39 protein-coding genes are annotated in these 23,395 nt (G+C 45.5%); 2 read left to right on the top strand and 37 right to left on the bottom strand.

Annotated elements, in window-relative coordinates:
• Window positions 1-164: 164 nt before the first annotated feature.
• Together BK120_RS31260 and BK120_RS31265 are read right to left on the bottom strand one after the other, a co-directional pair.
• On the bottom strand, window positions 165-386 hold the full coding sequence (locus BK120_RS31260) for a hypothetical protein (protein WP_053373934.1): 222 nt from the start codon (window positions 384-386) through the stop codon (window positions 165-167).
• Window positions 387-513: 127 nt separating this feature from the next.
• Window positions 514-1,140 carry a stage II sporulation protein M gene (locus BK120_RS31265; protein ID WP_076271410.1) on the bottom strand — a complete coding sequence of 209 codons (627 nt, stop codon included), beginning with the start codon at window positions 1,138-1,140 and terminating at the stop codon, window positions 514-516.
• Window positions 1,141-1,345: 205 nt separating this feature from the next.
• On the opposite strand from BK120_RS31265, the gene pdaB reads away from it, so the two are divergent.
• Window positions 1,346-2,155, top strand: coding sequence for a polysaccharide deacetylase family sporulation protein PdaB (gene pdaB, locus BK120_RS31270; RefSeq protein ID WP_076271411.1), 810 nt, complete (start codon window positions 1,346-1,348; stop codon window positions 2,153-2,155).
• Between the two features lies 1 nt (window position 2,156).
• Here the strand turns inward: pdaB and BK120_RS31275 are convergent, their stop codons facing one another.
• Window positions 2,157-2,780 (bottom strand): KinB-signaling pathway activation protein, encoded by a 624-nt coding sequence (locus BK120_RS31275; RefSeq protein WP_076271412.1) that lies wholly within the window; start codon window positions 2,778-2,780, stop codon window positions 2,157-2,159.
• A gap of 185 nt (window positions 2,781-2,965) precedes the next feature.
• Between BK120_RS31275 and gerD the strand changes: the two genes are divergently transcribed.
• Window positions 2,966-3,670 carry a spore germination lipoprotein GerD gene (gene gerD / locus BK120_RS31280; RefSeq protein ID WP_076271413.1) on the top strand — a complete coding sequence of 235 codons (705 nt, stop codon included), beginning with the start codon at window positions 2,966-2,968 and terminating at the stop codon, window positions 3,668-3,670.
• A gap of 115 nt (window positions 3,671-3,785) precedes the next feature.
• On the opposite strand, the gene BK120_RS31285 is transcribed toward gerD, so the two are convergent.
• From BK120_RS31285 to rplB, 34 genes are all read right to left on the bottom strand, one after another.
• Entirely contained in the window at window positions 3,786-4,907 is a 1,122-nt protein-coding gene (locus tag BK120_RS31285) for a P-loop NTPase (protein WP_076271414.1), read from the bottom strand.
• Between the two features lie 113 nt (window positions 4,908-5,020).
• The gene (cwlD, locus tag BK120_RS31290) at window positions 5,021-5,809 is read right to left on the bottom strand and encodes an N-acetylmuramoyl-L-alanine amidase CwlD (protein WP_076271459.1); all 789 of its coding nucleotides are present in this window, start codon (window positions 5,807-5,809) and stop codon (window positions 5,021-5,023) included.
• 129 nt (window positions 5,810-5,938) lie between these two features.
• A complete protein-coding gene (gene sat / locus BK120_RS31295) occupies window positions 5,939-7,105 on the bottom strand; it encodes a sulfate adenylyltransferase (RefSeq protein WP_076271415.1) in 1,167 nt (388 codons plus the stop codon).
• A gap of 25 nt (window positions 7,106-7,130) precedes the next feature.
• Window positions 7,131-7,826 carry a phosphoadenylyl-sulfate reductase gene (locus BK120_RS31300; protein ID WP_076271416.1) on the bottom strand — a complete coding sequence of 232 codons (696 nt, stop codon included), beginning with the start codon at window positions 7,824-7,826 and terminating at the stop codon, window positions 7,131-7,133.
• Between the two features lie 248 nt (window positions 7,827-8,074).
• On the bottom strand, window positions 8,075-8,467 hold the full coding sequence (gene rpsI / locus BK120_RS31305; RefSeq protein WP_054025303.1) for a 30S ribosomal protein S9: 393 nt from the start codon (window positions 8,465-8,467) through the stop codon (window positions 8,075-8,077).
• Between the two features lie 20 nt (window positions 8,468-8,487).
• Window positions 8,488-8,925 (bottom strand): 50S ribosomal protein L13, encoded by a 438-nt coding sequence (gene rplM / locus BK120_RS31310; protein WP_054025304.1) that lies wholly within the window; start codon window positions 8,923-8,925, stop codon window positions 8,488-8,490.
• A 182-nt stretch (window positions 8,926-9,107) separates the two neighbouring features.
• Window positions 9,108-9,860 (bottom strand): tRNA pseudouridine(38-40) synthase TruA, encoded by a 753-nt coding sequence (truA, locus tag BK120_RS31315; protein ID WP_054025305.1) that lies wholly within the window; start codon window positions 9,858-9,860, stop codon window positions 9,108-9,110.
• A 350-nt stretch (window positions 9,861-10,210) separates the two neighbouring features.
• Window positions 10,211-10,576 carry a 50S ribosomal protein L17 gene (rplQ, locus tag BK120_RS31320; RefSeq protein ID WP_076271417.1) on the bottom strand — a complete coding sequence of 122 codons (366 nt, stop codon included), beginning with the start codon at window positions 10,574-10,576 and terminating at the stop codon, window positions 10,211-10,213.
• Window positions 10,577-10,620: 44 nt separating this feature from the next.
• Window positions 10,621-11,565, bottom strand: a complete 945-nt coding sequence (locus tag BK120_RS31325; protein WP_053373922.1) for a DNA-directed RNA polymerase subunit alpha — start codon at window positions 11,563-11,565, stop codon at window positions 10,621-10,623.
• 126 nt (window positions 11,566-11,691) lie between these two features.
• Window positions 11,692-12,087, bottom strand: a complete 396-nt coding sequence (rpsK, locus tag BK120_RS31330; RefSeq protein WP_054025307.1) for a 30S ribosomal protein S11 — start codon at window positions 12,085-12,087, stop codon at window positions 11,692-11,694.
• A 19-nt stretch (window positions 12,088-12,106) separates the two neighbouring features.
• Window positions 12,107-12,475: a 30S ribosomal protein S13 gene (rpsM, locus tag BK120_RS31335; RefSeq protein WP_054025308.1), complete on the bottom strand. Its 369-nt coding sequence runs from the start codon at window positions 12,473-12,475 to the stop codon at window positions 12,107-12,109.
• Between the two features lie 19 nt (window positions 12,476-12,494).
• Entirely contained in the window at window positions 12,495-12,608 is a 114-nt protein-coding gene (gene rpmJ / locus BK120_RS31340; RefSeq protein ID WP_003333770.1) for a 50S ribosomal protein L36, read from the bottom strand.
• A 44-nt stretch (window positions 12,609-12,652) separates the two neighbouring features.
• Window positions 12,653-12,868 (bottom strand): translation initiation factor IF-1, encoded by a 216-nt coding sequence (gene infA, locus BK120_RS31345; protein ID WP_053373919.1) that lies wholly within the window; start codon window positions 12,866-12,868, stop codon window positions 12,653-12,655.
• A gap of 3 nt (window positions 12,869-12,871) precedes the next feature.
• Window positions 12,872-13,153 (bottom strand): KOW domain-containing RNA-binding protein, encoded by a 282-nt coding sequence (locus BK120_RS31350; protein WP_144376900.1) that lies wholly within the window; start codon window positions 13,151-13,153, stop codon window positions 12,872-12,874.
• 7 nt (window positions 13,154-13,160) lie between these two features.
• The gene (gene map / locus BK120_RS31355; RefSeq protein ID WP_076271419.1) at window positions 13,161-13,919 is read right to left on the bottom strand and encodes a type I methionyl aminopeptidase; all 759 of its coding nucleotides are present in this window, start codon (window positions 13,917-13,919) and stop codon (window positions 13,161-13,163) included.
• The gene (locus BK120_RS31360; RefSeq protein WP_076271420.1) at window positions 13,919-14,569 is read right to left on the bottom strand and encodes an adenylate kinase; all 651 of its coding nucleotides are present in this window, start codon (window positions 14,567-14,569) and stop codon (window positions 13,919-13,921) included. Before BK120_RS31360 ends, map begins: the two co-directional genes overlap by 1 nt.
• A 91-nt stretch (window positions 14,570-14,660) precedes the next feature.
• On the bottom strand, window positions 14,661-15,962 hold the full coding sequence (gene secY, locus BK120_RS31365) for a preprotein translocase subunit SecY (RefSeq protein WP_076271421.1): 1,302 nt from the start codon (window positions 15,960-15,962) through the stop codon (window positions 14,661-14,663).
• A complete protein-coding gene (gene rplO, locus BK120_RS31370) occupies window positions 15,963-16,403 on the bottom strand; it encodes a 50S ribosomal protein L15 (RefSeq protein ID WP_053373914.1) in 441 nt (146 codons plus the stop codon).
• A gap of 39 nt (window positions 16,404-16,442) precedes the next feature.
• Window positions 16,443-16,628, bottom strand: coding sequence for a 50S ribosomal protein L30 (gene rpmD, locus BK120_RS35770; RefSeq protein ID WP_076271422.1), 186 nt, complete (start codon window positions 16,626-16,628; stop codon window positions 16,443-16,445).
• 13 nt (window positions 16,629-16,641) lie between these two features.
• Entirely contained in the window at window positions 16,642-17,139 is a 498-nt protein-coding gene (gene rpsE, locus BK120_RS31380; RefSeq protein WP_054025314.1) for a 30S ribosomal protein S5, read from the bottom strand.
• 30 nt (window positions 17,140-17,169) lie between these two features.
• Window positions 17,170-17,538 (bottom strand): 50S ribosomal protein L18, encoded by a 369-nt coding sequence (gene rplR / locus BK120_RS31385; protein WP_054025315.1) that lies wholly within the window; start codon window positions 17,536-17,538, stop codon window positions 17,170-17,172.
• A 60-nt stretch (window positions 17,539-17,598) separates the two neighbouring features.
• A complete protein-coding gene (rplF, locus tag BK120_RS31390; RefSeq protein WP_076271423.1) occupies window positions 17,599-18,141 on the bottom strand; it encodes a 50S ribosomal protein L6 in 543 nt (180 codons plus the stop codon).
• 31 nt (window positions 18,142-18,172) lie between these two features.
• The gene (gene rpsH, locus BK120_RS31395; protein WP_053373909.1) at window positions 18,173-18,571 is read right to left on the bottom strand and encodes a 30S ribosomal protein S8; all 399 of its coding nucleotides are present in this window, start codon (window positions 18,569-18,571) and stop codon (window positions 18,173-18,175) included.
• Between the two features lie 30 nt (window positions 18,572-18,601).
• Window positions 18,602-18,787 (bottom strand): type Z 30S ribosomal protein S14, encoded by a 186-nt coding sequence (locus tag BK120_RS31400; protein ID WP_054025317.1) that lies wholly within the window; start codon window positions 18,785-18,787, stop codon window positions 18,602-18,604.
• 26 nt (window positions 18,788-18,813) lie between these two features.
• On the bottom strand, window positions 18,814-19,356 hold the full coding sequence (gene rplE, locus BK120_RS31405; RefSeq protein ID WP_053373908.1) for a 50S ribosomal protein L5: 543 nt from the start codon (window positions 19,354-19,356) through the stop codon (window positions 18,814-18,816).
• 31 nt (window positions 19,357-19,387) lie between these two features.
• Window positions 19,388-19,741, bottom strand: coding sequence for a 50S ribosomal protein L24 (gene rplX / locus BK120_RS31410; protein WP_076271424.1), 354 nt, complete (start codon window positions 19,739-19,741; stop codon window positions 19,388-19,390).
• 46 nt (window positions 19,742-19,787) lie between these two features.
• Window positions 19,788-20,156 (bottom strand): 50S ribosomal protein L14, encoded by a 369-nt coding sequence (gene rplN, locus BK120_RS31415; RefSeq protein WP_076271425.1) that lies wholly within the window; start codon window positions 20,154-20,156, stop codon window positions 19,788-19,790.
• Between the two features lie 47 nt (window positions 20,157-20,203).
• Window positions 20,204-20,467, bottom strand: coding sequence for a 30S ribosomal protein S17 (rpsQ, locus tag BK120_RS31420; RefSeq protein ID WP_076271426.1), 264 nt, complete (start codon window positions 20,465-20,467; stop codon window positions 20,204-20,206).
• 50 nt (window positions 20,468-20,517) lie between these two features.
• A complete protein-coding gene (rpmC, locus tag BK120_RS31425) occupies window positions 20,518-20,718 on the bottom strand; it encodes a 50S ribosomal protein L29 (protein WP_053373905.1) in 201 nt (66 codons plus the stop codon).
• Entirely contained in the window at window positions 20,708-21,142 is a 435-nt protein-coding gene (rplP, locus tag BK120_RS31430; protein WP_028609647.1) for a 50S ribosomal protein L16, read from the bottom strand. The genes rpmC and rplP overlap by 11 nt, the downstream gene beginning before the upstream one ends.
• 2 nt (window positions 21,143-21,144) lie before the next feature.
• Window positions 21,145-21,807, bottom strand: coding sequence for a 30S ribosomal protein S3 (gene rpsC / locus BK120_RS31435; RefSeq protein WP_054025321.1), 663 nt, complete (start codon window positions 21,805-21,807; stop codon window positions 21,145-21,147).
• A 13-nt stretch (window positions 21,808-21,820) separates the two neighbouring features.
• Window positions 21,821-22,156: a 50S ribosomal protein L22 gene (gene rplV, locus BK120_RS31440; protein WP_076271427.1), complete on the bottom strand. Its 336-nt coding sequence runs from the start codon at window positions 22,154-22,156 to the stop codon at window positions 21,821-21,823.
• A 43-nt stretch (window positions 22,157-22,199) separates the two neighbouring features.
• Window positions 22,200-22,481 (bottom strand): 30S ribosomal protein S19, encoded by a 282-nt coding sequence (gene rpsS, locus BK120_RS31445; protein WP_053373902.1) that lies wholly within the window; start codon window positions 22,479-22,481, stop codon window positions 22,200-22,202.
• A 67-nt stretch (window positions 22,482-22,548) separates the two neighbouring features.
• A complete protein-coding gene (gene rplB, locus BK120_RS31450) occupies window positions 22,549-23,379 on the bottom strand; it encodes a 50S ribosomal protein L2 (RefSeq protein WP_076271428.1) in 831 nt (276 codons plus the stop codon).
• Window positions 23,380-23,395 lie beyond the last annotated feature (16 nt).

Consider the following 23,395-nt stretch of genomic DNA (forward strand, 5'->3'; position numbering starts at 1 on the left):
TCCCGAAGGATTTGCGAGGCAGTTATTACTCGTTGTTCAGTTTTCAAAGAACAATTCATTCTTTCGTGTCAACCGCGTGTGTCTCAGCGGCGACAAGAAATAATATATCACAGGGGCCCAATTAAATGCAACCCCTTTTTTAAAAAAAGTTTTAAAACTTGATTTTATCGATAAGAACGCGCATTTAAAGCATAACGCGATAGCTCTTTCGGGGAGGCAATACGTGCATACATACGGAAGATGATCTTATATCTTCTGGTTATCGCTTGCTTAATATCACCATCTAATCTTGAATCATTCAAGTCGAGCAGCATTTCATCCAGCTCTTTGCGAAGGACGTAGTCGAGTTCTTTGCATTCTTTATCGTTGAATAGTATTCCGAGCATAGCCGTGAGTGACCTCCTTAAGTTGAAAAGCGCAACTTGATCGTCCTTTAACGAACAAAAAAGCAACGTCTCACGCAAATGCGTTTCGACACTGCTTTACTGTTATGCTCAAATATTGGAAAAATTATTACATCTGCAACAACCATAATGTAATTGTACTTTCAATTACCGCCGCAATAAGCAGTGTTATCGTCAAAATAACCATGACAGGAACGGTACGAACAACGAAGCTTTCAAGCTCTCGGCTTATATTCCCTGTCTTAGATCTTGAAAATACAAGAGACCCGGCCGCTTTGAAGATGAGTACTCCAAAACGCATGCCATAAGCACATGCAATAATAATCGCGGGAATTTCCAGAATTCCGTGCGGCAGCAAACCTTTAACAATAAGCTCCATCACATACCCGCCGCCATGTAGCTCAGCTGTCGTTTTCAGTAAATAACCGATCATCATTCCATTTACAACTAAGAAAAAGAACGGCAATACCCCAAACAAAGCACCTAAGTACATAACCAGTATCGATTTGACCGCATTATTCAAAAAAATGAAGATCATCATCGTTAACGTTGGATTTTTGGAATCATCGATCATTTCAGCGAGCTGTCCTAGCCCTTTCAGCTGTTCATCAAGAAAAGCTCTGAACGCCGGGTTCGTGCCTCCGATAACCATGCCTGCTAAAAATAATATAGATCCAAACGCTATATAGGGATTCATTTGCTTAAAATGCTCCCAAATCAAACGCCATTTAAACATTTTATCCCCTCCGCAGCTTGTAAGTTCGCAAGATGGATGAATATCTCTGTAGTACGAGCATAGATTGTACTACAAGCGTAAACGACGGCAGCCTTCGATGGAGGCAAATACTCGTTTCGCAATTAAGGATAAGTGAAGTATAAAGGTCGGATTTATACTTTCTTATCTTTGTACAAGCTTCCATTAGAGAGGAGTGCCCTTCCCAATGAACGTTTTTTATGTTCTGAATGGCCGAAAGTTGAAAAGGTATTTCTTAATCGCTATCGCTGTCGTATTTTCCATTGGCATCATTTACGCCGAACGTGACAACATCACCGTCTTTGCTCCGCAGCAGCCGGCTGCAATCTACAGCGTACCCACTGACAAAAAGGTTGTTGCTCTTACCTTTGACATTAGTTGGGGCGATAAACGCACGGAACCCATTCTTAATGTGCTAAAAGAGAAAAACATTAAGCAGGCTACCTTCTTCTTGTCTTCACCATGGAGCCAGTCCCATCCCGAGATCGTCAGAAAGATTCAAGAGGCTGGTTATGAAATAGGCAGCCATGGCCACAAACATGATAATTACAGCAAGCTTAGCGATGAAGAAATTCGCAAACAAATTACGACTGCACACACCATTTTATCCGACGTAACGGGAAAACAACCGAAATTGATCCGACTTCCTAACGGAGATTTTGACAAGAGGGTACTGCGCATTGCTGAAGAGCTGCAATATAAGGTAATTCAGTGGGATACGGATTCACTCGACTGGATGAACATCGGCACCGACAAAATTATTAATCGGGTCGTTACGCGTGCTCATCCTGGCGACATCATTTTGTTCCATGCGAGTGATTCTGTAAAGCAGACACATGAGGCGCTTCCGATCGTTATTGATCAGCTGCGTGAAAAAGGCTATGAGTTTGTTACGGTAACCGACCTCATCACACAAACTGAGGTTGACGGCAAAGCGGTGCAGGACAAGACATCCTCTACATTCCCGCAAATTAATGCTGCTGAACTAGAATATTAAGTTAAACGACCGGCTTCGCAGCAATCGCTGCTGAGTCGGTTGTTTGTTTTTTGACCAAACGGTGCATCATCATAATTTGGTATGCATTGCAGACGAATAAAGGAACCATCATAAATACAATAGCAGATACGTTCGTTTCTCCTTGCAGCGCAGGCCAAGACTCAATGAATGTAATGAAGAACATCAAAAACATGGTCGGCACAAAAGCGGTTTTGTTCGTTTGCTTAACCTTGAACCATGATACTGCAACAGAAAATAGAAGCAGGGTAAGCGGCAATGTCCAGAAAAACCAGTTGTTCAGGCGCTGCTCATACAACATATACCCCAGCCCTATTGCTGCGAATATCGTCGTATAGCCTTGCAGCGCATTCCATAAATATTTTTTGCCGAATACGCTAAGAGCGATGTAGTTTAACGTTAAATAAGCGAAAAAGCCCATTTGGCTAAACGCTCCAATCATTAAACCAACCAAACCCATCATTAATGCATTAAAGCCGACAGCCTTAAAGCCTAAGAAACCAAACTCCGGATCTACCCAAGCCATCAACGCCCCGGTAATTACGCAGGCAAGCCCGCCTACTACCATGCCGCTCCAAAATAAAAAGAACCACTTTTTTAAATTCACGTTCATTATCCTCCTGTTATCCACATTACCCTTTATTTTACCACGTTCACAATAAAAAGCTAAAGTCTGTCCATGATAATCCGGTGAACTTTGTACATAATAACTATACGATCCATCACTTTTCGAACGATTTGTTTATCCAAACGGTATGCAGCAGCAATGACATAGGAAGGAGCTTGCGAATCATGCGAAAGAGCTTTGCTTTATTTTCGGTTATTTCAGCCATGTTATTTGTTTTATCCGGCTGTGGCGCCGAGTCCTCTGGAGGTAGTAATGAGCAGGTCAGCTACAAGGATTTGAAAACGATGGTTATTGATATCCTCAAAACAGAGGATGCGCAAAAAGCGCTGCAGGAGTCATCACAGCAAATTTCCGGTTATAGTGGCCAAACCTCTAAGCTGCTGTCTGTGCAGGATCAGGAGGAGGTTCGCTTAGCGGTTAAGGATGTCCTTATTTCTCCTCAGTACGACAAGGTAATCAAAAAGCTTATGGTTGATCCACGTTTCGCGGGGGAATTTGCCAAATCCGTTAATAAGCAAAATAAACAAATCCATAAAGAACTAATAAAGGACCCCTCCTATCAAGCTGATTTAATTAAGGTGCTTAAAAACCCTGAAATGGACAAAATGATTCTTGAGGTGCTGCAAAGTACGCAATACCGCAAGGAAGTGATGTCCCTTATGCAGGATGCGATGCAAAATCCATTGTTTCGACTTGAAGTGCTTGATCTGATGAAAAAAGCGGTACAAGAAGAGCTTAAACCAAGCCCAGACCAGAAAGTAGATAAAAAGAAAGAAGAATCAGGCGGTGAGCAAAAGTCTGATGAAGAAGGCGGCGGCGGAGACGATTCAGGCGGCGGTGATGAACAAGGCGGCGATTCGGCTATGTAGCGGTAGAGGTATTGTTTTCATCGCATAAAATGAATTCAAAAAAGCCCGAACAGGTTGTCCGCATGGCAGCAATGATTAGCTGCCTTAGACAACGGTTCGGGCTTTTGTTATTTGACTATTTGCCGCATTTCGCTAATACGCTGTCTGCAAGCTCCAAGTACATCTTCCCTGTTTCAGTATCGGCTTTGTATACCGACGGTGCAAAGTCAGGCTCAGATACATGGTTGTCCGGCGCCCCCAGTGGAATTTGAGCAAGCAGATCTGAATGAAGCGTCTCTGCGAGGCGTGCGCCGCCACCGCGGCCAAATACATATTCTCTCTCGCCGGTAACTTTAGATTCGAAATAGGACATATTCTCAACGATTCCAATGATTTCGTGTTCCGTCTTAATCGCCATTGCGCCTGCCCTAGCTGCAACGAATGCTGCTGTAGCATGCGGGGTAGTTACGATAATTTCTTTGCTTTGCGGAATAATCTGATGAACATCAAGCGCCACATCTCCCGTACCCGGCGGAAGGTCTAGCAGCAGGTAGTCAAGCTCGCCCCATTCAATCTCTTGGAAGAAGTTGCGCAGCATTTTGCCAAGCATCGGTCCGCGCCACACGATTGGACTGTTGTCCTCTACGAAGAAGCCCATGGACATCACCTTAACACCAAACTTCTCAATTGGGATGACCCGTTCATTCACAACATCCGGGCGCTCTTCAATCCCCATCATATCTGGCACGCTGAAGCCGTAGATATCCGCATCGATGATGCCGACGCGCTTGCCCCTGCGGGCTAAAGCGACCGCCAAGTTGACGGTCACTGTCGATTTGCCGACCCCGCCCTTGCCGCTCGCGACGGCGATGAACTGCACCCCGCTGGCAGGATCCAGCAGCGGGTTAGCTAGGCCGGCTCCGTGCCCCTGAACGGGCGCTGGGCCGCTAGATTTGCCAGCACCGGCGCTAGCCGCAGCCGGTGCTGCAGCTGCCGCTGGCGGCGGCGTAGACGCGCCTGCGCCTGCGGCAGGCGCTGCCTCGGCCCGAAACCGGAAATGCACGGTTTCGGCGCCCAGGCGCGCCAGCGCCTCGCGGAGCGAGGCTTCCAGCGCGGGCTCCATTGCCGCGCCAGACCCAAGGACCGTCATCGAAACTTGACGGTCCCGAACCATTACATCACGGATGGTAACCCCATCCGCTTTATGCTGTGCCGTCACGATTTCGACGGCCTCTATAACTTGCTCTCGTGTCAACATAGGTTGTGTCCCACCTTTATATAATTAAAACTATATAATAGTTAGTATAACACAGTAAGCCCATGAACCAAGTCATAGGGTGCAGCTTTGCTTCATTTTCGGCGAAAGGTTTCTTACTTGTCGGTTACCTCATCTTGCAGCACGCTGCCGCTCAGCTTCTCCCCTGCAGTATATCTCAGAATACCCTCATAGATGGACGCAGCTACCGATCTTTGGTACTCCGTATCCGCCAGCCGCTGTGATTCCCCAGGGTTAGATAGAAAGCCCACCTCAACGAGTGCCGTTGGGATGTTCTCGATTGCCTTCAGCACATAAACATCCTTCACGGTAGCGGCAACTCTTGTCGTATTTTCTAAATTGCGTTTAATCTCATCTTGTATAAAGGTTGCGAGAATCCGATTGTCTGGGTGATTGTCCGGATGAAAGAAGGTTTGTGCACCCGTCCACTTAGCTGAAGGGATACTGTTCATATGTATGCTTATGACTGCGGCCGGATTGCTGTTTTTAATAAGGGACACTCGCTTCTTTAAATCCTCTGTCTTGCGCTTGCTATAGGCTCTTGAATCCCCCGTTGCAAGATCGTAATCGCCTTCCCTTGTCATAACGACGACCGCTCCAGCCTGCTGCAAATAATCGCGCAAATAAAGCGCAATCGCTAAGTTCAAATCCTTTTCGATAATGCCCTGCTTACTGACCGCACCGCCGTCTGCCCCGCCATGCCCGGCATCAATGGCTATAGTCTTGCCTGACAAAGGCAGCGTCCAATAAGACCATGCTTTTTTTGAAGGCATCGATTGTGTAAGCAGTATGCCCGTTAGTGCAATAACCAGCAATCCGATACTGATGCGAATTAAACCTTTATACGTCAACCAAATGACAACATGCCGATCAATTCGGCGCATAAAAAAACCACCCCGTTTTCCATCAAATGAATATACAGCAGCAAGCAGCTTAATCAAGCCAAATGCACACATTCATTTATATGGGACGAGATGGTCGTTTATGAGACAAACCTTAAGTTATTCGGTTAATTAAACTACTGGTTGCTCAGACATGCCTTCAATCAGTATTTTAGCAACCTCAGGACGGGAGAACTCAGGCGGCGGGCAAATGCCATCGCGCAGCAATGCGCGTACCTTCGTACCCGAAAGCGTCAAATGATGCTCCTTGTCATGAGGGCAAGTTTTTGATGTAGCCATGTTGCCGCACTCTTTGCAGAAGAAGCTGTGCTCGAAATAAAGTGGAGTAATGCCTAGATCTTCTACTGGAATCGTTTTGAGCAGATCCTGTGCTTCGTATGTTCCATAGTAGTCGCCTACACCGGCATGATCGCGTCCAACAATAAAATGCGAACAGCCATAGTTTTTACGAACAAGAGCATGGAAGATCGCCTCACGAGGCCCAGCGTAACGCATAGCTGCCGGGAATACGCCAAGGAATACACGATCCTTCGGGTAATAGTTGTCAAGCAGTGCGAGATAGCTCTTCATCCGTACATTCGCAGGAACATCATCCGATTTCGTTTCACCAACGAGCGGATTGAGGAAAAGCGCATCAACGATTTCCATTGCTGTTTTTTGAATGTATTCATGCGCGCGGTGAACCGGATTGCGAGTTTGGAAGCCAACAACGGTTTTCCATCCCTTTTCTGCAAATAAACGACGCGTTTCCGCTGGGTCAAAATAAAACTCGTTAAACTTCTCAGGCTGCGGACGGTTCAGCACCGTAATTTCTCCGCCTACATTTATGGAAGAGCGTTCGAACAGCTTTTGGACACCTGGGTGCTCCAAATCATCAGTCTTGAACACATTCACTGATTCAACTTTATGGTCAACCGTATAGATGCTATCAATGCTGATAATTGCGTATGTTACGCCATCTTCACCGATTAGCGCTGCACGTTCTCCTGCGGACAGATCTGCTGCCTTCGCTTCTTCTACAGCAAGCGTAATAGGAATGCTCCAAACCGTGCCATTTGCTAGACGCATGTCTTTCACAACGGACTGGTAATCAGCTTCGTTCATAAAACCAGTAAGTGGGGAAAATGCTCCAACTGCGATCAAATCAAGGTCCGATATGGCCCAAGTGTTGATCGCAATCGATTTAAGGGTAGCAGCTTCAGCTAGTAATGCTTCACGTTGTTCGCCCGTAGCGACACGGTTAACGAGTACGCCGCCGTGCGGTAGAATTTGACTCATTGATATTGCTCCTCCTCGAGAGTGCTTATTTATGCAATCCGCATTCTGTTTTTTCTTGACCTGCCCAGCGTCCAGCGCGTGGATCTTCACCAGGCATTACTTTGCGCGTGCATTGCTCGCAGCCGATGCTCGGGTAGTTTTGATCATGCAATGGGTTGTAAATAACATCATTCTCGCGAATATAGTTCCATACGTCCTCGGATGTCCAGTGAGCGATTGGATTAAATTTAACGAGCCCGAATTTTGTGTCGTACTCAATTTTTTTGGAATTCGCACGAGTAGGTGCTTGATCGCGGCGAATACCCGTAATCCAAGCATCATATTTCGAAAGAATTTGGGTTAATGGTTTAACTTTACGAATGTTGCAGCATGCGTTCGCATCGGATTTCCAAAGCTCTTCGCCAAACTGAGCAGCTTGCTCCTCAGGTGTAATTTCAGGCTTTACTTCTACGAATGGAATGCCTGGGTAGCGCTTAGCCATCAAATCACGAGTTTCATACGTTTCTTTGAAATGGTAATCCGTATCTAAATAGAAAATGTCCGTTTTTGGGCTAATTTTCTGCAGCATATCAACAAGCACAACATCTTCAGCACCAAAGCTGCATGCAAACGTAATATTTGGGAAAGTTTCTACCGCAAACGCAATAATTTCTTCCGGTGTTGCGTTTTCCAGTTCAACTTCCTTTTGTTTGATAAGCGCTTCTTTTTCAAAAAGGTTCATTTTTTTGTCCTCCATTTTTAATTCCTAGTAAATTGCTCTGTATAAAAATTATACGTCCAAAAAGTGAAATGTTCAATATAAGTTTTAACCAAAATGAAATAAAGTTTGAAATTTTTATGGACATACCAAAAAAACACCTTATGCGTCTTCCGATCAGCAAAGGTGTTTTAAGAGGAAATCAGTATAAGTTGAATGTTTTTAAACAAAAAAATGCCCTCTCTGGCAAGCAGAGAAGACATTTTGAAGTATTAACGTTTCGAGAATTGTGGAGCGCGACGAGCCGCTTTAAGACCGTATTTTTTACGCTCTTTCATACGCGGATCACGAGTTAGGAAGCCAGCACGTTTTAGAGCCGGACGGAATTCAGGGTCTGCTTTAAGCAAAGCACGTGAAATACCGTGACGGATAGCGCCTGCTTGACCGGACATACCGCCGCCGTTAGCAATTACTAGAACATCGTAGTTAGACAATGTGTCAGTAAGGTTAAGCGGTTGTTTTACGATCAGCTTCAATGTTTCTAGACCAAAATATTCATTAAGGTCGCGTTTGTTAATAATGATTCGTCCTTCACCCGGCACAAGACGTACACGTGCAACAGAGTGTTTACGACGACCGGTTCCATAGTATTGCACTTGAGCCATGAAACTTGTCCTCCTCTTTATTACCCGCGAAGTTCGTAAACTTCAGGGTTTTGTGCTTGATGCGGATGTTCAGCACCTGCGTATACTTTAAGTTTAAGCTTCATTTTGTTACCAAGACGGTTCTTAGGCAACATGCCGTGTACAGCCAGTTCGATTACGCGTTCTGGCTTGTTTTTAATCATCTCTTGAGCCGGAGTGGATTTCAATCCGCCGGAGTACATGGAGTGACTGTAGTAAATTTTATCTGACATTTTCTTACCTGTCAGATGGATTTTTTCAGCGTTGATAACAACAACGAAATCGCCTGTATCAACATGTGGCGTAAATGTCGGTTTGTGTTTGCCGCGGATCAGGGCAGCAACTTCACTCGCCAAGCGGCCTAGCGTTTTGCCTTCCGCATCGACGACGAACCATTTACGATCAACTTCAGTTGATTTAGCCATATAAGTGGTACGCATGGATGATCCTCCTTAATTTCATACATTAATCGTTTTTATAACAACGTAAACGTTGATTTGTTTGTTCATTGTTGATAGCCAAGTTTGTGACAATCTCAGTCGGGGCTGTGGGTTAGCCACTTCGAAAGCACAAGTTATATTCTACTATAAAGAATAAGTAAGTGCAAGTAATTTATAGTGATTTATCCCTGTATTTCGCTGGAATATTCAACATCCATCAACATCAATCCATGCGGCATTGCCGTAGGACCAGCAAGCGAACGATTTCGCCCCTCAAGGATGTTTTTGATCTCCGATGAAGCCATCTTCCCTTCGCCAACCCATAGTAAAGTTCCCATAATGACTCGAACCATATTGTACAGAAAACCATTGCCTGTCACGTACATATGCACGATTGGGCCTTCCTGAACAAAATCTGCTTCATAGATCGTACGAATATGATGAGGCTTGGTTGAATGTATCGATGTGAAGGAAGTAAAGTCATGTTTACCTACTAGGTAGCTGAGACCTTCCCGCATCGCATCCACATCAAGCGGCGTCGGATGATGAAAGCGATATTGTCGGCCAAATACATCAGGAAACTTACCAGTATCAATCGTATAGCGATACGTTTTGCGCTTAGCGGATCTTCTTGCATGAAAATGTTCTGGCACATCGAATGCTTCTATAATGACGATATCCTTCGGCAACCGCGTATTAAGCGCAATCGCCCATCTCTCTGTCGGAATCGTAGATTCCGTATAGAAATTGAATATTTGTCCCCGCGCATGCACTCCCGCATCTGTGCGACCCGATCCAATAATAATGGTCGTCTCGCCCGTCAGCTTCTTTATGGCCTTCTCTATTTCACCCTGAACCGTTCTGCCGTAAGGCTGCGTCTGAAAACCGTTGAAGCCTGCCCCGTCATAACTGACCTTTACGCATATATTCCTCAACCTATCCCCCCTTTAACTATAGGGATACCTAAACGTCCAAAATTCCCTCTTGCTAAGAGAACCTAAGATGCTAAGCCTTATGGACACCTGTAGGTATCACACAAGCTCATCTATTGCCCCTGGCATGAATAACAAATCATTCTTTTCAAACAAAAAAAGGTGGCCGCAAGGGTCCACCCTTTTCATTAAAATATAAGAAGTATAGGGAGACCCTAATACTTACTTATATTTTATTGCGTTGGCAGCTCATCCCCCACGTTGGCAGGCACAAGCCGTTTACCGCTCGCGTATAAAGCTTGGACAAGGTTTAACGCTGTGGACAAGCTTATACATTTCATTTATTAGGTAACCTACGCGCGGTCAACCAATTCTAGGTAAACCATAGGCGCAGCATCGCCGCGACGGGGTCCTAGTTTTAGAATACGCGTGTAGCCGCCTGCACGCTCCGCATAGCGAGGTGCTAGATCGGAGAATAGCTTTTGAATAGCGTCTTGTGTACCATCGACAGTTTCGCGACGAACATAAGCAGCTACTTGACGACGAGCATGAAGATCACCTTGCTTAGCTTTAGTGATCAGCTTCTCAGCGATTGAACGAACTTCTTTCGCTTTAGCTTCAGTCGTTTGAATACGCTCATAAAGGAACAAGTCAGTAACGAGGTCACGGAACAAAGCTTTCCGTGCACTAGCGTCACGTCCTAATTTTTGATATGCCATCTTGTTTTCCCCTCCCTTGCTCTTAAGTCTTCACTAGTTGGTTACTACTCTTCCATGCGAAGGCCCAAACCAAGCTCTTCAAGCTTCTCTTGAACTTCCTCAAGGGATTTACGGCCTAGGTTACGGACCTTCATCATATCCTCTTCGGATTTCGTAATTAGCTCTTGAACCGTGTTGATTCCAGCGCGTTTCAAGCAGTTGTAAGAACGGACGGAAAGATCAAGTTCCTCGATCGTCATCTCTAGAACTTTCTCTTTCTTATCTTCTTCCTTCTCAACCATTATTTCAGCGTCTTTGGCTTCATCGGTCAATCCAACGAACAAGTCCAAATGCTCGGTCAAAATTTTAGCGCCGAGGCTCACAGCCTCTTCCGGTCTAATACTACCGTCAGTCCATACTTCAAGCGTTAGCTTGTCGTAGTTAGTTACTTGACCAACACGCGTATTTTCAACGCTATAATTTACACGAGTAATTGGCGTGTAAATCGAATCTACAGGAATTACACCAATCGGTTGTTCGTCTTTCTTGTTGCGATCCGCTTGCACGTAACCGCGTCCCCGATTAGCAAATACCCGCATATGGAGCCGCGCGCCGGAGGCCAAGGTTGCGATGTGAAGATCAGGGCTTAAAATCTCGACATCGCTGTCTGCTCGAATGTCGCCCGCTGTAATATTCCCTTCGCCATCCGCGTCGATTTCCAACACCTTTTCTTCATCGGAGTGGATTTTCAACGAGAGGCCCTTCAGGTTCAGAATGATTTCGGTAACATCCTCAATCACTCCGGGAACCGTAGAGAACTCGTGAAGCACTCCATCGATTTGAACCGAAGTTACTGCTGCACCCGGCAACGACGACAACAAAATTCGGCGAAGCGAATTCCCAAGCGTCGTGCCATATCCGCGTTCAAGCGGCTCGACGACGAAACGTCCGTAAGTTCCCTCATCATTCAGTTCTACGGTTTCGATTTTCGGCTTTTCGATCTCAATCACTAATAGTACCCTCCTTCAAACGTCGCTCCGTTAGCTTACGTTATTTTAAGTCAAACCTTGTAGTATGCCAAACCTTCACAACCATTATTCACAAGTTGTTGATATTTGATACCACATCAGATCCAACTATACGCGACGACGTTTCGGAGGACGGCATCCGTTATGAGGAACTGGTGTTACGTCTTTAATGAGGTTAACTTCCAATCCAGCAGCTTGAAGCGAACGAATCGCAGCTTCGCGGCCAGCGCCTGGTCCTTTTACCATCACTTCGACAGTTCTCATGCCATGCTCCATCGCAGCTTTAGCAGCTGTTTCAGCAGCCATTTGAGCTGCGAAAGGCGTGCTCTTACGTGAGCCTCTGAAGCCCATGTTACCAGAGCTTGCCCATGAAATTGCATTGCCGTGAGGATCCGTGATCGTAACGATCGTATTGTTGAATGTCGAGCGAATGTGCGCAACGCCAGTCTCAATATTCTTCCGGTCGCGGCGTTTTGTACGAACGACTTTTTTTGGTTTAGCCATTGTCCATTATCCTCCCTTCTTATTTCTTCTTGTTAGCTACAGTCCGACGAGGACCTTTACGCGTACGTGCATTTGTCTTAGTACGTTGACCGCGAACAGGCAAGCCGCGACGGTGACGAAGTCCACGGTAGCATCCGATTTCAGTCAGACGTTTAATGTTAAGTGAAATTTCACGACGCAAGTCGCCTTCTACTTTAACAGATTTATCAATTGCTTCGCGAAGGCGAGCAAGTTCGTCTTCTGTCAAGTCACGAACACGAGTGTCGTAGCTAACTTCAGCTGTATTCAAAAGTTTTTGCGACGTTGTTTTGCCGATACCGAAAATGTATGTCAGGGCGATTTCGACGCGTTTGTCACGCGGCAAGTCTACACCAGCTATACGTGCCATAGGCTATATTCCCCTCCTTCTATCCTTGTTTTTGTTTGTGTTTCGGATTTTCACAAATCACCATAACGTTGCCTTTGCGACGAATGACTTTGCATTTTTCGCAGATCGGCTTTACCGAAGGTCTAACCTTCATTGTGATTACCTCCCGAATCTTTCGTAATAAGCCCCAAATTGAGCCTATTTACGATAGGTGATGCGCCCTTTTGATAAATCATAAGGCGATAACTGTATAACCACCTTGTCTCCTGTCAGGATGCGAATAAAGTGCATTCTGAGCTTACCGGAAACATGTGCGAGAATTTGATGACCGTTCTCCAGCTCCACCTTGAACGTGGCATTCGGCAACGGTTCAATAACCGTACCTTCGACCTCAATGATGTCTTCCTTAGCCAACCGTCATTCTCCTTTCGCATTTAAATACTTCTGAATTGCATAACGTAACTTTGCGTTGGTCACCCTGCCGGTCTCTTGCATACTGCTTGAAACCTCAGAACTAATTGCAGGCTGTAACTCGAGATGCAGAACGTTCTTTTTCTTCGGTCCATCGAATCGGCGCTTATGGCCATCGGCAATCATGACGAATCGCTCATCAACGATTGCTAGGATAACAGCATAGCTTTCCTCATCTTTACCGCGAAGTACTTTGACGAACTGACCAATCTGGGGACGAGCTTCCATCGTCATACTATGGTTGCTGCGGCAAAATGGTCAATATTTCAAAGCCGTCCTCTGTAACAGCTACTGTATGCTCGAAATGAGCACACCATGAGCCGTCTTCCGTTACAACCGTCCAATTGTCTTCGAGCGTCCGGACATATCGTTCACCGATATTAACCATTGGTTCGATTGCAAGCACCATTCCGGTCTTCAGACGAGGTCCGCGATCTGGTATGCCGTAGTTCGGTATTTGTGGTTCCTCATGGAGGTCCGCGCCGATTCCGTGCCCTACGTATTCCCGTACTACGGAGAATCCTGCATCTTCAATTACCTTTTGAATAGCATGCGAAATTGTATATAGCCTAATATCCGGTTTGACGAGCGCAAGCCCCGCATAAAGCGATGCTTCCGTCACATCGAGCAACTTCTGAACTTCAGGGGTTACAGCTCCTACCGCATAGGTCCAAGCTGAATCACCGTGATAGCCTTCAAATTGCGCACCGATATCGATACTAATTATATCGCCTTCGTTCAACTTGCGTGACCCAGGGAAGCCGTGCACCAGCTCATCATTCACAGAAGCACAAATGCTGGAAGGGAAACCATTGTAACCTTTGAAGGAAGGAGTCGCATTTTGACTCTTAATGTACGTTTCAGCGATTTGGTCAAGCTCACGAGTAGTGATGCCTGGTTTCACAGCCTGCGCCATCAATCGATGCGTTTCCGCAACAATGCGTCCTGCTTCCCTCATATAACGCAGCTCCGATTCGGATTTGCATATAATCATTACAATGAACCTCGCAAGCAGGAAACGATGTCTGATGTTACAACATCAATGTCCTTCTCGCCGTCGACTTCGCGAAGGAGACCTTTAGCACTGTAGTAATCGAGTAGAGGTGCGGTTTTGGATGTATACTCATCCAAACGAGTTCCGACCTTTTCCTCTGTATCATCAGAACGCTGATACAATTCTCCGCCGTCTTTGTCGCAGATACCTTCGACCTTAGGTGGATTAAAGATTACATGATAAGTCGTACCAGTCGTTTTCGATATGCGTCTGCCCGTCAAACGAGCAAGCAGCAAGCTGCGATCAACTTTTAAATTTACAACATGGTCAATACTGCGTCCGAGCTCCGCAAGCATAACATCTAGCGCTTCTGCTTGTTGCAGTGTGCGAGGAAACCCGTCGAGCAAGAATCCATTTTTGCAATCGGCTTGTTCAAGTCTTTCCTTTACAATGCCGTTCGTGATCTCATCGGGAACGAGCAAGCCTTGATCGACATACTCTTTCGCTTTGATTCCGAGTGCGGTTCCTTGTTTCATAGCGAGGCGGAATGCATCACCAGTGGAAATGTGGGGAATACCGAACTCTTCTACGATCCGTTCAGCTTGTGTACCTTTACCGGCACCCGGAGGGCCCATGAATAAAATGTTCATTGCTGAGTTCCTCGCTTTAAGCACAATAGGCTCGGGCGGGCTGCCGCAGAGCGCCTGTTGACGAACGCGGAAGCCCGGTCAGAACCTATTGTTATTTATTGATAAACCCTTTGTAATGGCGTTTGATCAACTGGCTCTCGATTTGCTTCATCGTATCAAGTGCAACACCGATAACGATTAGTAATGAAGTACCACCTAGCTGCACTGACTTAGGTAATCCAGCAAGTGTCCCGAAGAATACCGGAATGATTGAGATAACCGCCAAGAAAATTGCACCTGTCAACGTAATACGCGACATAACGCGTGTTAGGTAAGACGAAGTTGGCTTTCCTGGACGAATACCTGGAATATATCCGCCATTTTTCTTCATTTGATCGGCCATTTGAACCGGATTAATCTGAACGAAAGTGTAGAAGAAGGTAAACCCGATGATTAATAATACGTACAATACCATACCAAGCGGCTGGTCATAGCTCATATTCTTAATAATCCAGTCTGCCCAACCCTGAGTGGACCAAAACTGAGCAATCGTAACCGGGAACATGATGAGTGAAACCGCGAAAATGACCGGAATAACGCCTGCGCCGTTCACTTTCATCGGAATGTGCGTCGATTGTCCGCCGTACATTTTCCGTCCAACAACACGTTTTGCGTATTGAACAGGAATTTTACGAATACCTTGCTGTACGAATATAACACCGACGATGATTGCGATAATCGCAATCAGAATCAGTACCATTTTGATAATGTTCAGGAACAGTTGGTCTTGAGCACCTACGAACTGATCTTCGACGATCGTACGAATGTGTCCAGGAATACCAGCTGCGATTGCTGCAAAGATAAGAATGGAAATACCATTTCCGATTCCTTTTTCCGTAATTTGCTCACCCAGCCACATCAAGAAAGCAGTACCTGCTGTCAAGATAATAGCGATAAGCAAGTAATCAACGAATGTTGCGCCAACGATCATTTCATAACCGTATTGACGGTTAAAGCCGATCGCCGTTGCGAAACCTTGGATCATACCAAGAACAATCGTACCATAACGAGTGATTTGTGCGAGCTTACGTTTACCGTTCTCGCCTTCCTTTGCCCACTCAGCAAATTTCGGGATAACATCCATAGACAACAACTGTACGATAATCGACGCTGTAATATATGGGGTAATTCCGATTGCGAAGATAGAGAATTGGAACAAAGCACCGCCGGAAAACGTGTTAAGCAAGCCGAACAGTTCCGAACCGGCTGTATTAACTTGCTTAAACACATCTTTGTTTACATCAGGTACCGGAATAAAAGCACCGATGCGGTATATTAATAGGATGAAAAGGGTGAAGAGGATCCTTGTACGAAGATCCGCCACTTTCCAAATATTGGACACGGTCTTGAACAATTAGATCACCTCGGTTTTACCGCCGGCAGCCTGGATTTTCTCTACCGCAGATTGAGAGAACTTGTTTGCTTTAACAGTAAGTGTAACGCTAACTTCACCATTACCCAAAATTTTGATTCCTGCGAGCGGGTTCTTAACGATCCCAGTCTCGATGAGAACTTCTGGAGTGACTTCAGTACCTGCTGCAAAAGCATTTAGCTCTTCAATGTTGACAATTGCGTACTCTTTGCGGAACGGGTTGTTAAATCCGCGTTTCGGCACTCGACGATACAAAGGATTTTGTCCGCCCTCGAAACCAGGACGAACGCCGCCGCCGGAACGAGCGTTTTGACCTTTGTGACCTTTACCGGCGGTTTTACCGTTACCGGAACCGATACCGCGACCTTTACGCTTTGGCGCTTGGGTTGAGCCCGGTGCTGGTGCTAGCTCATGCAATTTCATCGTTCGTGCACCTCCTTATTTATTTCTTGGAACAGCTATCTATTCTTGTACTTCTTCTACTTTTACCAAGTGACTAACAGTGTTAACCATGCCGCGGACAGCTGGGCTATCGTTCAAAACAACTGCTTGACGAATCTTCTTAAGACCGAAAGACTCAACCGTTGCACGTTGTTTCTCGTTGCGACCGATTAAACTGCGAACGAGGGTGATTTGCAATTTTGCCATCTTATTTCCCTCCTTAGCGTAACAGCTCTTCGACTGTTTTTCCACGAAGCTTAGCAACTTCTTCCACGCGTTTAAGACGGGAAAGACCTTCAAGCGTTGCATTAACCATATTCATGGAGTTCGAAGAACCTAGCGATTTCGTCAAGATGTCGCCGACACCAGCAAGTTCAAGAACTGCACGAACTGGGCCGCCAGCGATAACGCCAGTACCTTCTGAAGCTGGCTTCAAAAGAACTTCACCTGCACCGAAATGTCCGAGTACAAGATGGGGAATAGTCGTGCCAACGATTGGTACGTGGATCAGGTTTTTCTTAGCATCTTCAATACCTTTGCGGATTGCATCAGGTACTTCGCCTGCTTTACCGATCCCTGCGCCAACGTAGCCTTTACCGTCGCCGACTACTACTAGTGCACTAAAGCTGAAACGGCGTCCGCCTTTTACAACTTTAGATACGCGATTGATATTAACAACTTTTTCAGTCAGTTCTAACGTATTTGGATCTACACGCAAGTCGTTTAACCTCCTTATAAATAAAGTCGATTAGAATTCTAGGCCAGCTTCACGAGCTGCTGTAGCAAGTGCCTGAATTCTGCCGTGATACAAGTAACCGCCGCGATCAAATACTACTTGGGTTACACCCTTAGCTTGAGCGCGTTTCGCAATCAATTCTCCGACTTTGCTAGCTGCATCGATGTTACCACCGTTGCCAATTGCTTCAGTCAATTCTTTATCCTGTGTGGATGCAGAAACGATTGTTACTCCTGAAACATCGTCGATTAATTGAGCATACATATGCTTGGAGGAACGGAATACAGATAGACGCGGACGTGCAGCTGTACCGTTAATTTTTTTACGAACACGAAGGTGTCTTTTCAGACGAGCCTTGTTTTTGTCGCCTTTCGTAATCATACAAAGTTCACTCCTTTCTTTCAGCCTTAAGACGCTATCTTAAGCAAACGAACCGTTTGCTTATTTTTTCTTACCAGCTTTACCTTCTTTGCGGATGATGCGTTCGCCTTCATACTTGATACCTTTACCTTTATACGGTTCTGGTTCACGTACGGAACGAATTTTCGCTGCAGTTGCGCCAACTAGTTCTTTATCGATACCACGAACAGTAATCTTAGTGTTCGCAGGAACGTCAAACTCGATGCCGCTATCTGGAGTAATCTCAACTGGGTGAGAGTAACCAACGTTAAGTGTGATTTTGTCTCCAGTTTTGCTTGCACGGTAACCTACGCCAACTAGCTCCAAGTTCTTGGAGAAGCCTTCAGTAACGCCGCTCACCATGTTAGCGATGATGCTGCGAGTTGTTCCGTGCAACGAGCGATGCAATTTATTATCGGAAGGACGTTCTACTAGGATTTCAGTTTCAGTTACATTCACAACCATATCTTTGTGAATTTCACGAGAAAGTGAGCCTTTCGGTCCTTTTACAGTAATAACTGTGTTGTCCAAGCTGATTGTTACGCCGTTAGGCACTTGGATTGGTTTGCGACCAATACGGGACATTGTTACACCTCCTATCTTTGTGACTTGTTACTTACCAAACGTAGCAAACTACTTCGCCGCCAGATTTAACTTGGCGAGCTTCTTTATCAGTCATAATCCCTTTGGAAGTGGAAATAATTGCAATTCCAAGTCCACCGAGTACACGAGGGATTTCAGTTGATTGTGTATAAACGCGAAGGCCTGGTTTTGAAATACGTTTCAAGCCAGTAATAACGCGTTCTTGGTTAGGGCCGTATTTCAAGAAAATACGGATAATCCCTTGTTTGTTGTCTTCGATATATTCAGCGTCGCGGATAAAACCCTCGCGCTTCAAAATCTCAGCGATTTGCTTCTTCATTTTCGAAGCGGGCATTTCCACGGTCTCGTGACGAACGACATTCGCGTTACGAATACGCGTCAACATATCTGCAACCGGATCAGACATAACCATTGTGTTAACCTCCTTCCCAAACTAGGCTGATTACCAGCTTGCTTTTTTAACGCCAGGAATCTGGCCCTTATGTGCTAACTCACGGAAACAAATCCGGCAAACTTTAAACTTTTGCAAAACAGAATGCGGACGGCCGCAACGCTCACAGCGCGTATACGCGCGCACTTTAAATTTCGGTGTGCGTTGTTGCTTCACTTTCATCGAAGTTTTTGCCACTGGGTATTACACCTCCTAAAAGTGGATTACTTCGTAAACGGCATGCCCATTTGGGTCAGCAGTTCACGAGATTCTTCGTCCGTTTTTGCCGTCGTGACGATGACGATGTCCATACCGCGCACTTTATCGACTTTGTCGTACTCGATCTCTGGGAATATCAATTGCTCTTTCAAACCAAGCGTATAGTTACCGCGGCCATCAAAAGCTTTGTTTGATACACCGCGGAAGTCACGTACACGCGGAAGAGAAATGTTGAACAGTTTATCAAGGAAATGGTACATACGCTCACCGCGCAAAGTAACTTTAACCCCGATTGGCATGTTCTCACGAAGTTTAAAGCCTGCAATAGACTTCTTCGCACGAGTAACGACTGGTTTTTGACCGGAAATGATACGTAGTTCTTCAACAGCTACATCAAGGATTTTCGAATTGGAAACCGCTTCGCCTACCCCCATGTTGATAACTACCTTCTCAATTTTCGGCACTTGCATAACAGACGTATAGTTGAACTTCTGCATAAGAGCAGGAGTTATTTCGTTTAAGAAACGACCTTTCAATCTTGCTGCCATTGATCATGGACCTCCTTTCCTACCGTAACGATTAGTCGATTACTTCTCCGGAACGTTTCGCGATCCGAACTTTCTTGCCGTTGTCTAGCACTTTGTATCCGATACGTGTTACTTTACCGCTCTTCGGATCGATATGCATAACGTTTGATACGTGAATTGGTGCTTCTTGTTCGATAATACCGCCCTGTGGGTTAGCTTGTGATGGACGAGTATGTTTCTTAACAGTATTTACACCTTCTACAAGAACGCGATTTTCACGCGGGTATGCAGCGATAACGCGGCCCTTCTTACCTTTATCTTTACCGGTAATTACGATAACCGTATCGTCTTTTTTCACGTGCAATTTGTTGTTATGGGATTCGAGTACTTTTTTCAGCCTTGGCATGAGTTACACCTCCTGCACGCTTGTGCTTTCAAGCTTATATAGGTTGTTAGATTACTTCTGGAGCAAGCGATACGATTTTCATGAAATCTCTATCGCGAAGTTCACGGGCAACTGGTCCAAAGATACGTGTGCCACGTGGGCTTTTGTCTTCTTTAACGATAACAGCTGCGTTTTCGTCAAATGCGATGTACGAACCGTCTTTACGACGAACCGAACGTTTTGTACGAACGATAACCGCTTTAACAACGTCACCCTTTTTGACAACGCCGCCTGGTGTTGCTTGTTTTACTGAGCAAACGATCAAATCGCCGATGTGTCCAACGCGACGTCCCGTTCCACCAAGTACACGGATACACATCAATTGTTTTGCGCCAGAGTTGTCAGCAACCGCTAAGCGCGAAAATGGTTGAATCATTTCAACGTCCTCCTTTCGGAAAAATGCTCAGATACTGCATACGCTCATTAGATAATAACAGCAACTTCAACAACTTCCACAAGTCTGAAGCGCTTATCTTTCGATAGCGGACGAGTCTCCATGATTTTCACGATGTCGCCAATCTTCGCTTGGTTATTTTCATCGTGCGCTTTAAATTTTTTCGTAACTTTAATGCGTTTATGGTACAATTCGTGTTTTTTATATGTTTCAATAGCAACTACGATTGTTTTATCCATCTTGTCGCTTACCACTTTGCCAATTAACACTTTGCGGGCATTGCGTTCGCTCATGTTCTTCCTCCTTCCTTCAGCCATGATTATGCATTCATGTAAGGGATTTACTAGCTGCTAATTCCGAGTTCTCTTTCACGCAAAATCGTTTTAGCACGAGCGATTCCTTTACGCACATCACGGATCCGAGTCGGGTTATCCAATTGGCCAGTAGCCAGTTGGAAACGAAGATTGAAAAGCTCTTCTTTAAAACCAGCGACCTGTTGTTCAAGCTCAGCAGAGGTTAGGTTTCTAAATTCACTAGCTTTCATTTGCTTCACCACCCACTTCTTCACGCTTCACGAATTTAGTCTTGATTGGCAATTTATGAGCCGCAAGACGCATCGCTTCACGAGCGGTTTCTTCGGATACACCAGCAAGTTCAAACAGGATTTTACCTGGTTTAACTACGGCTACCCATTTCTCAACGTTACCTTTACCACTACCCATACGCACTTCAAGAGGCTTTTGAGTAATTGGTTTTGCAGGGAAAATCTTGATCCAAACTTTACCGCCACGTTTAATGTAGCGAGTCATAGCGATACGAGCCGCTTCAATCTGACGGTTTGTGATCCATGATGGTTCTAGAGCTTGTAGACCGAATTCACCGAATGCTACTGTAGTGCCGCCTTTAGCGCGACCCTTCATATGACCGCGTTGTTGTTTGCGGTGTTTGACACGTTTAGGTACCAACATGATTAGTTGCCTCCTTCCTGGGGAGCTTTCTTCTTAATCGGAAGGACTTCGCCGCGATAGATCCATACTTTTACGCCGATACGGCCGTATGTTGTAGCCGCTTCAGCCGTGCCATAATCGATATCTGCACGTAGTGTATGAAGTGGTACTGTTCCTTCGCTGTAGCCTTCCGAACGTGCGATTTCCGCGCCACCGAGACGACCGCTAACTGCGGTTTTGATCCCTTTAGCACCTGAACGCATGGAGCGTTGAATTGCTTGCTTCAATGCGCGACGGAAAGATACACGACGCTCAAGTTGTTGTGCAATGCTTTCAGCTACAAGAATAGCGTCAAGATCTGCATGTTTGATTTCAGAAATGTTGATGTGAACTTTTTTGCCTTTAGAAATTTTACCAAGCTCAGTACGTAGGTTTTCTACCTCTGAACCGCCTTTACCAATAACCATACCTGGTTTTGCGGTTTGAATCGTAACGTTCACGCGGTTAGCTGCACGTTCGATCTCGATGTGAGAAACTGCTGCGTCTTTCAGCTTGTTTTTCAAATATTCACGGATTTTAACGTCTTCCATAAGAAGATCGCCGAAATCTTTGCCAGCGAACCATTTGGACTCCCAATCACGGATAACACCGACCCGGAAGCCTATTGGATTTACCTTTTGACCCACACGTATTCCCTCCTTATTTTTCAGATACCACCAAGGTAATGTGGCTGGTTCTTTTATTGATCCGGCTTGCGCGACCCATCGCACGTGGACGGAAACGTTTCATCGTTGGCCCTTGGTTAACAAAGGCTTGCGAGATAACCAATTTGTTCACGTCAAGCTGGTAGTTATGCTCAGCGTTAGCAATCGCAGAGTTCAACAGCTTCTCCAAAATTGGGGATGCAGACTTAGGCGTGTGACGCAAAATCGCGATTGCTTCGCCAACTTGTTTACCGCGAATCAAATCCGCAACAAGCTGTGCTTTACGAGGTGCAATACGAATATATTTAGCGTGCGCTTTAGCTTCTGGCATGTAGGAACCTCCTCTCGTTCAGTTAGAGATGTTTAAGGGCAAATTAACGTCTGCCCGTTTTTTTGTCTTCACCGGCATGGCCTTTATACGTACGAGTTGGTGCAAATTCACCAAGCTTGTGTCCAACCATATCTTCCGTTACATATACAGGCACGTGCTTGCGTCCGTCATATACCGCAAACGTGTGACCTATGAATTGTGGGAAAATGGTCGAGCGGCGGGACCAGGTTTTGATAACGACCTTTTTCTCAGCTTCGTTCAATACCTCGACTTTTTTAAGCAGGTATCCGTCAATAAACGGACCTTTCTTTAAACTGCGACCCATTTGTGTTCCTCCCTTCAAATAAGCGGTAGCGATACTTACGTATCACGCGGTTTTTATCAAGCAGCTATTATTTCGTGCGACGACGAATAATGTATTGGCTTGATGCTTTTTTCTTCTTACGTGTTTTGTAACCAAGAGTTGGTTTACCCCATGGTGACAACGGAGATTTACGTCCGATTGGAGCACGGCCTTCACCACCACCGTGTGGGTGATCGTTAGGGTTCATGACAACACCACGTACAGTAGGACGATTGCCCAACCAACGGTTACGGCCGGCTTTACCGATTTTCACGAGTTCGTGATCTTCGTTACCAACAGAACCAATTGTTGCACGGCAAGTGTTCAAGATACGACGAACTTCACCTGAAGACAAACGAACGGATACATAGTTTTCTTCTTTACCAAGAAGTTGAGCACTAGTACCAGCTGCACGAACAAGTTGTCCGCCTTTGCCTGGTTTCAATTCGATGTTGTGGATAACTGTACCGACAGGGATATTAACAAGCGGCATTGCATTGCCGGGTTTAATATCAGAGCCTACTCCAGATACCACTTGATCTCCAACTTTCAAACCTTTAGGAGCGATGATATATGCTTTTGCACCATCAACATAATGGATCAAAGCGATGTTGGAAGAACGGTTTGGATCATACTCGATCGTAGCTACGTTACCAACGATACCGTCTTTAGTACGTTTGAAGTCGATGATACGGTATTTACGTTTGTGTCCGCCGCCATGGTGACGAACCGTAATTTTACCTTGGTTGTTGCGTCCAGCTTTTTTGAAAAGTGGAGCAAGCAACGATTTCTCCGGTGTACTTGTCGTGATCTCTTCGAAAGTCGAGACCGACATGTTACGACGTGCAGGAGAGGTCGGTTTGTACTTTTTAATAGGCACTTTGATTTCCTCCTTT

The organism is Paenibacillus sp. FSL A5-0031 (assembly GCF_001956295.1).
In the GTDB taxonomy this organism is placed as follows: domain Bacteria; phylum Bacillota; class Bacilli; order Paenibacillales; family Paenibacillaceae; genus Pristimantibacillus.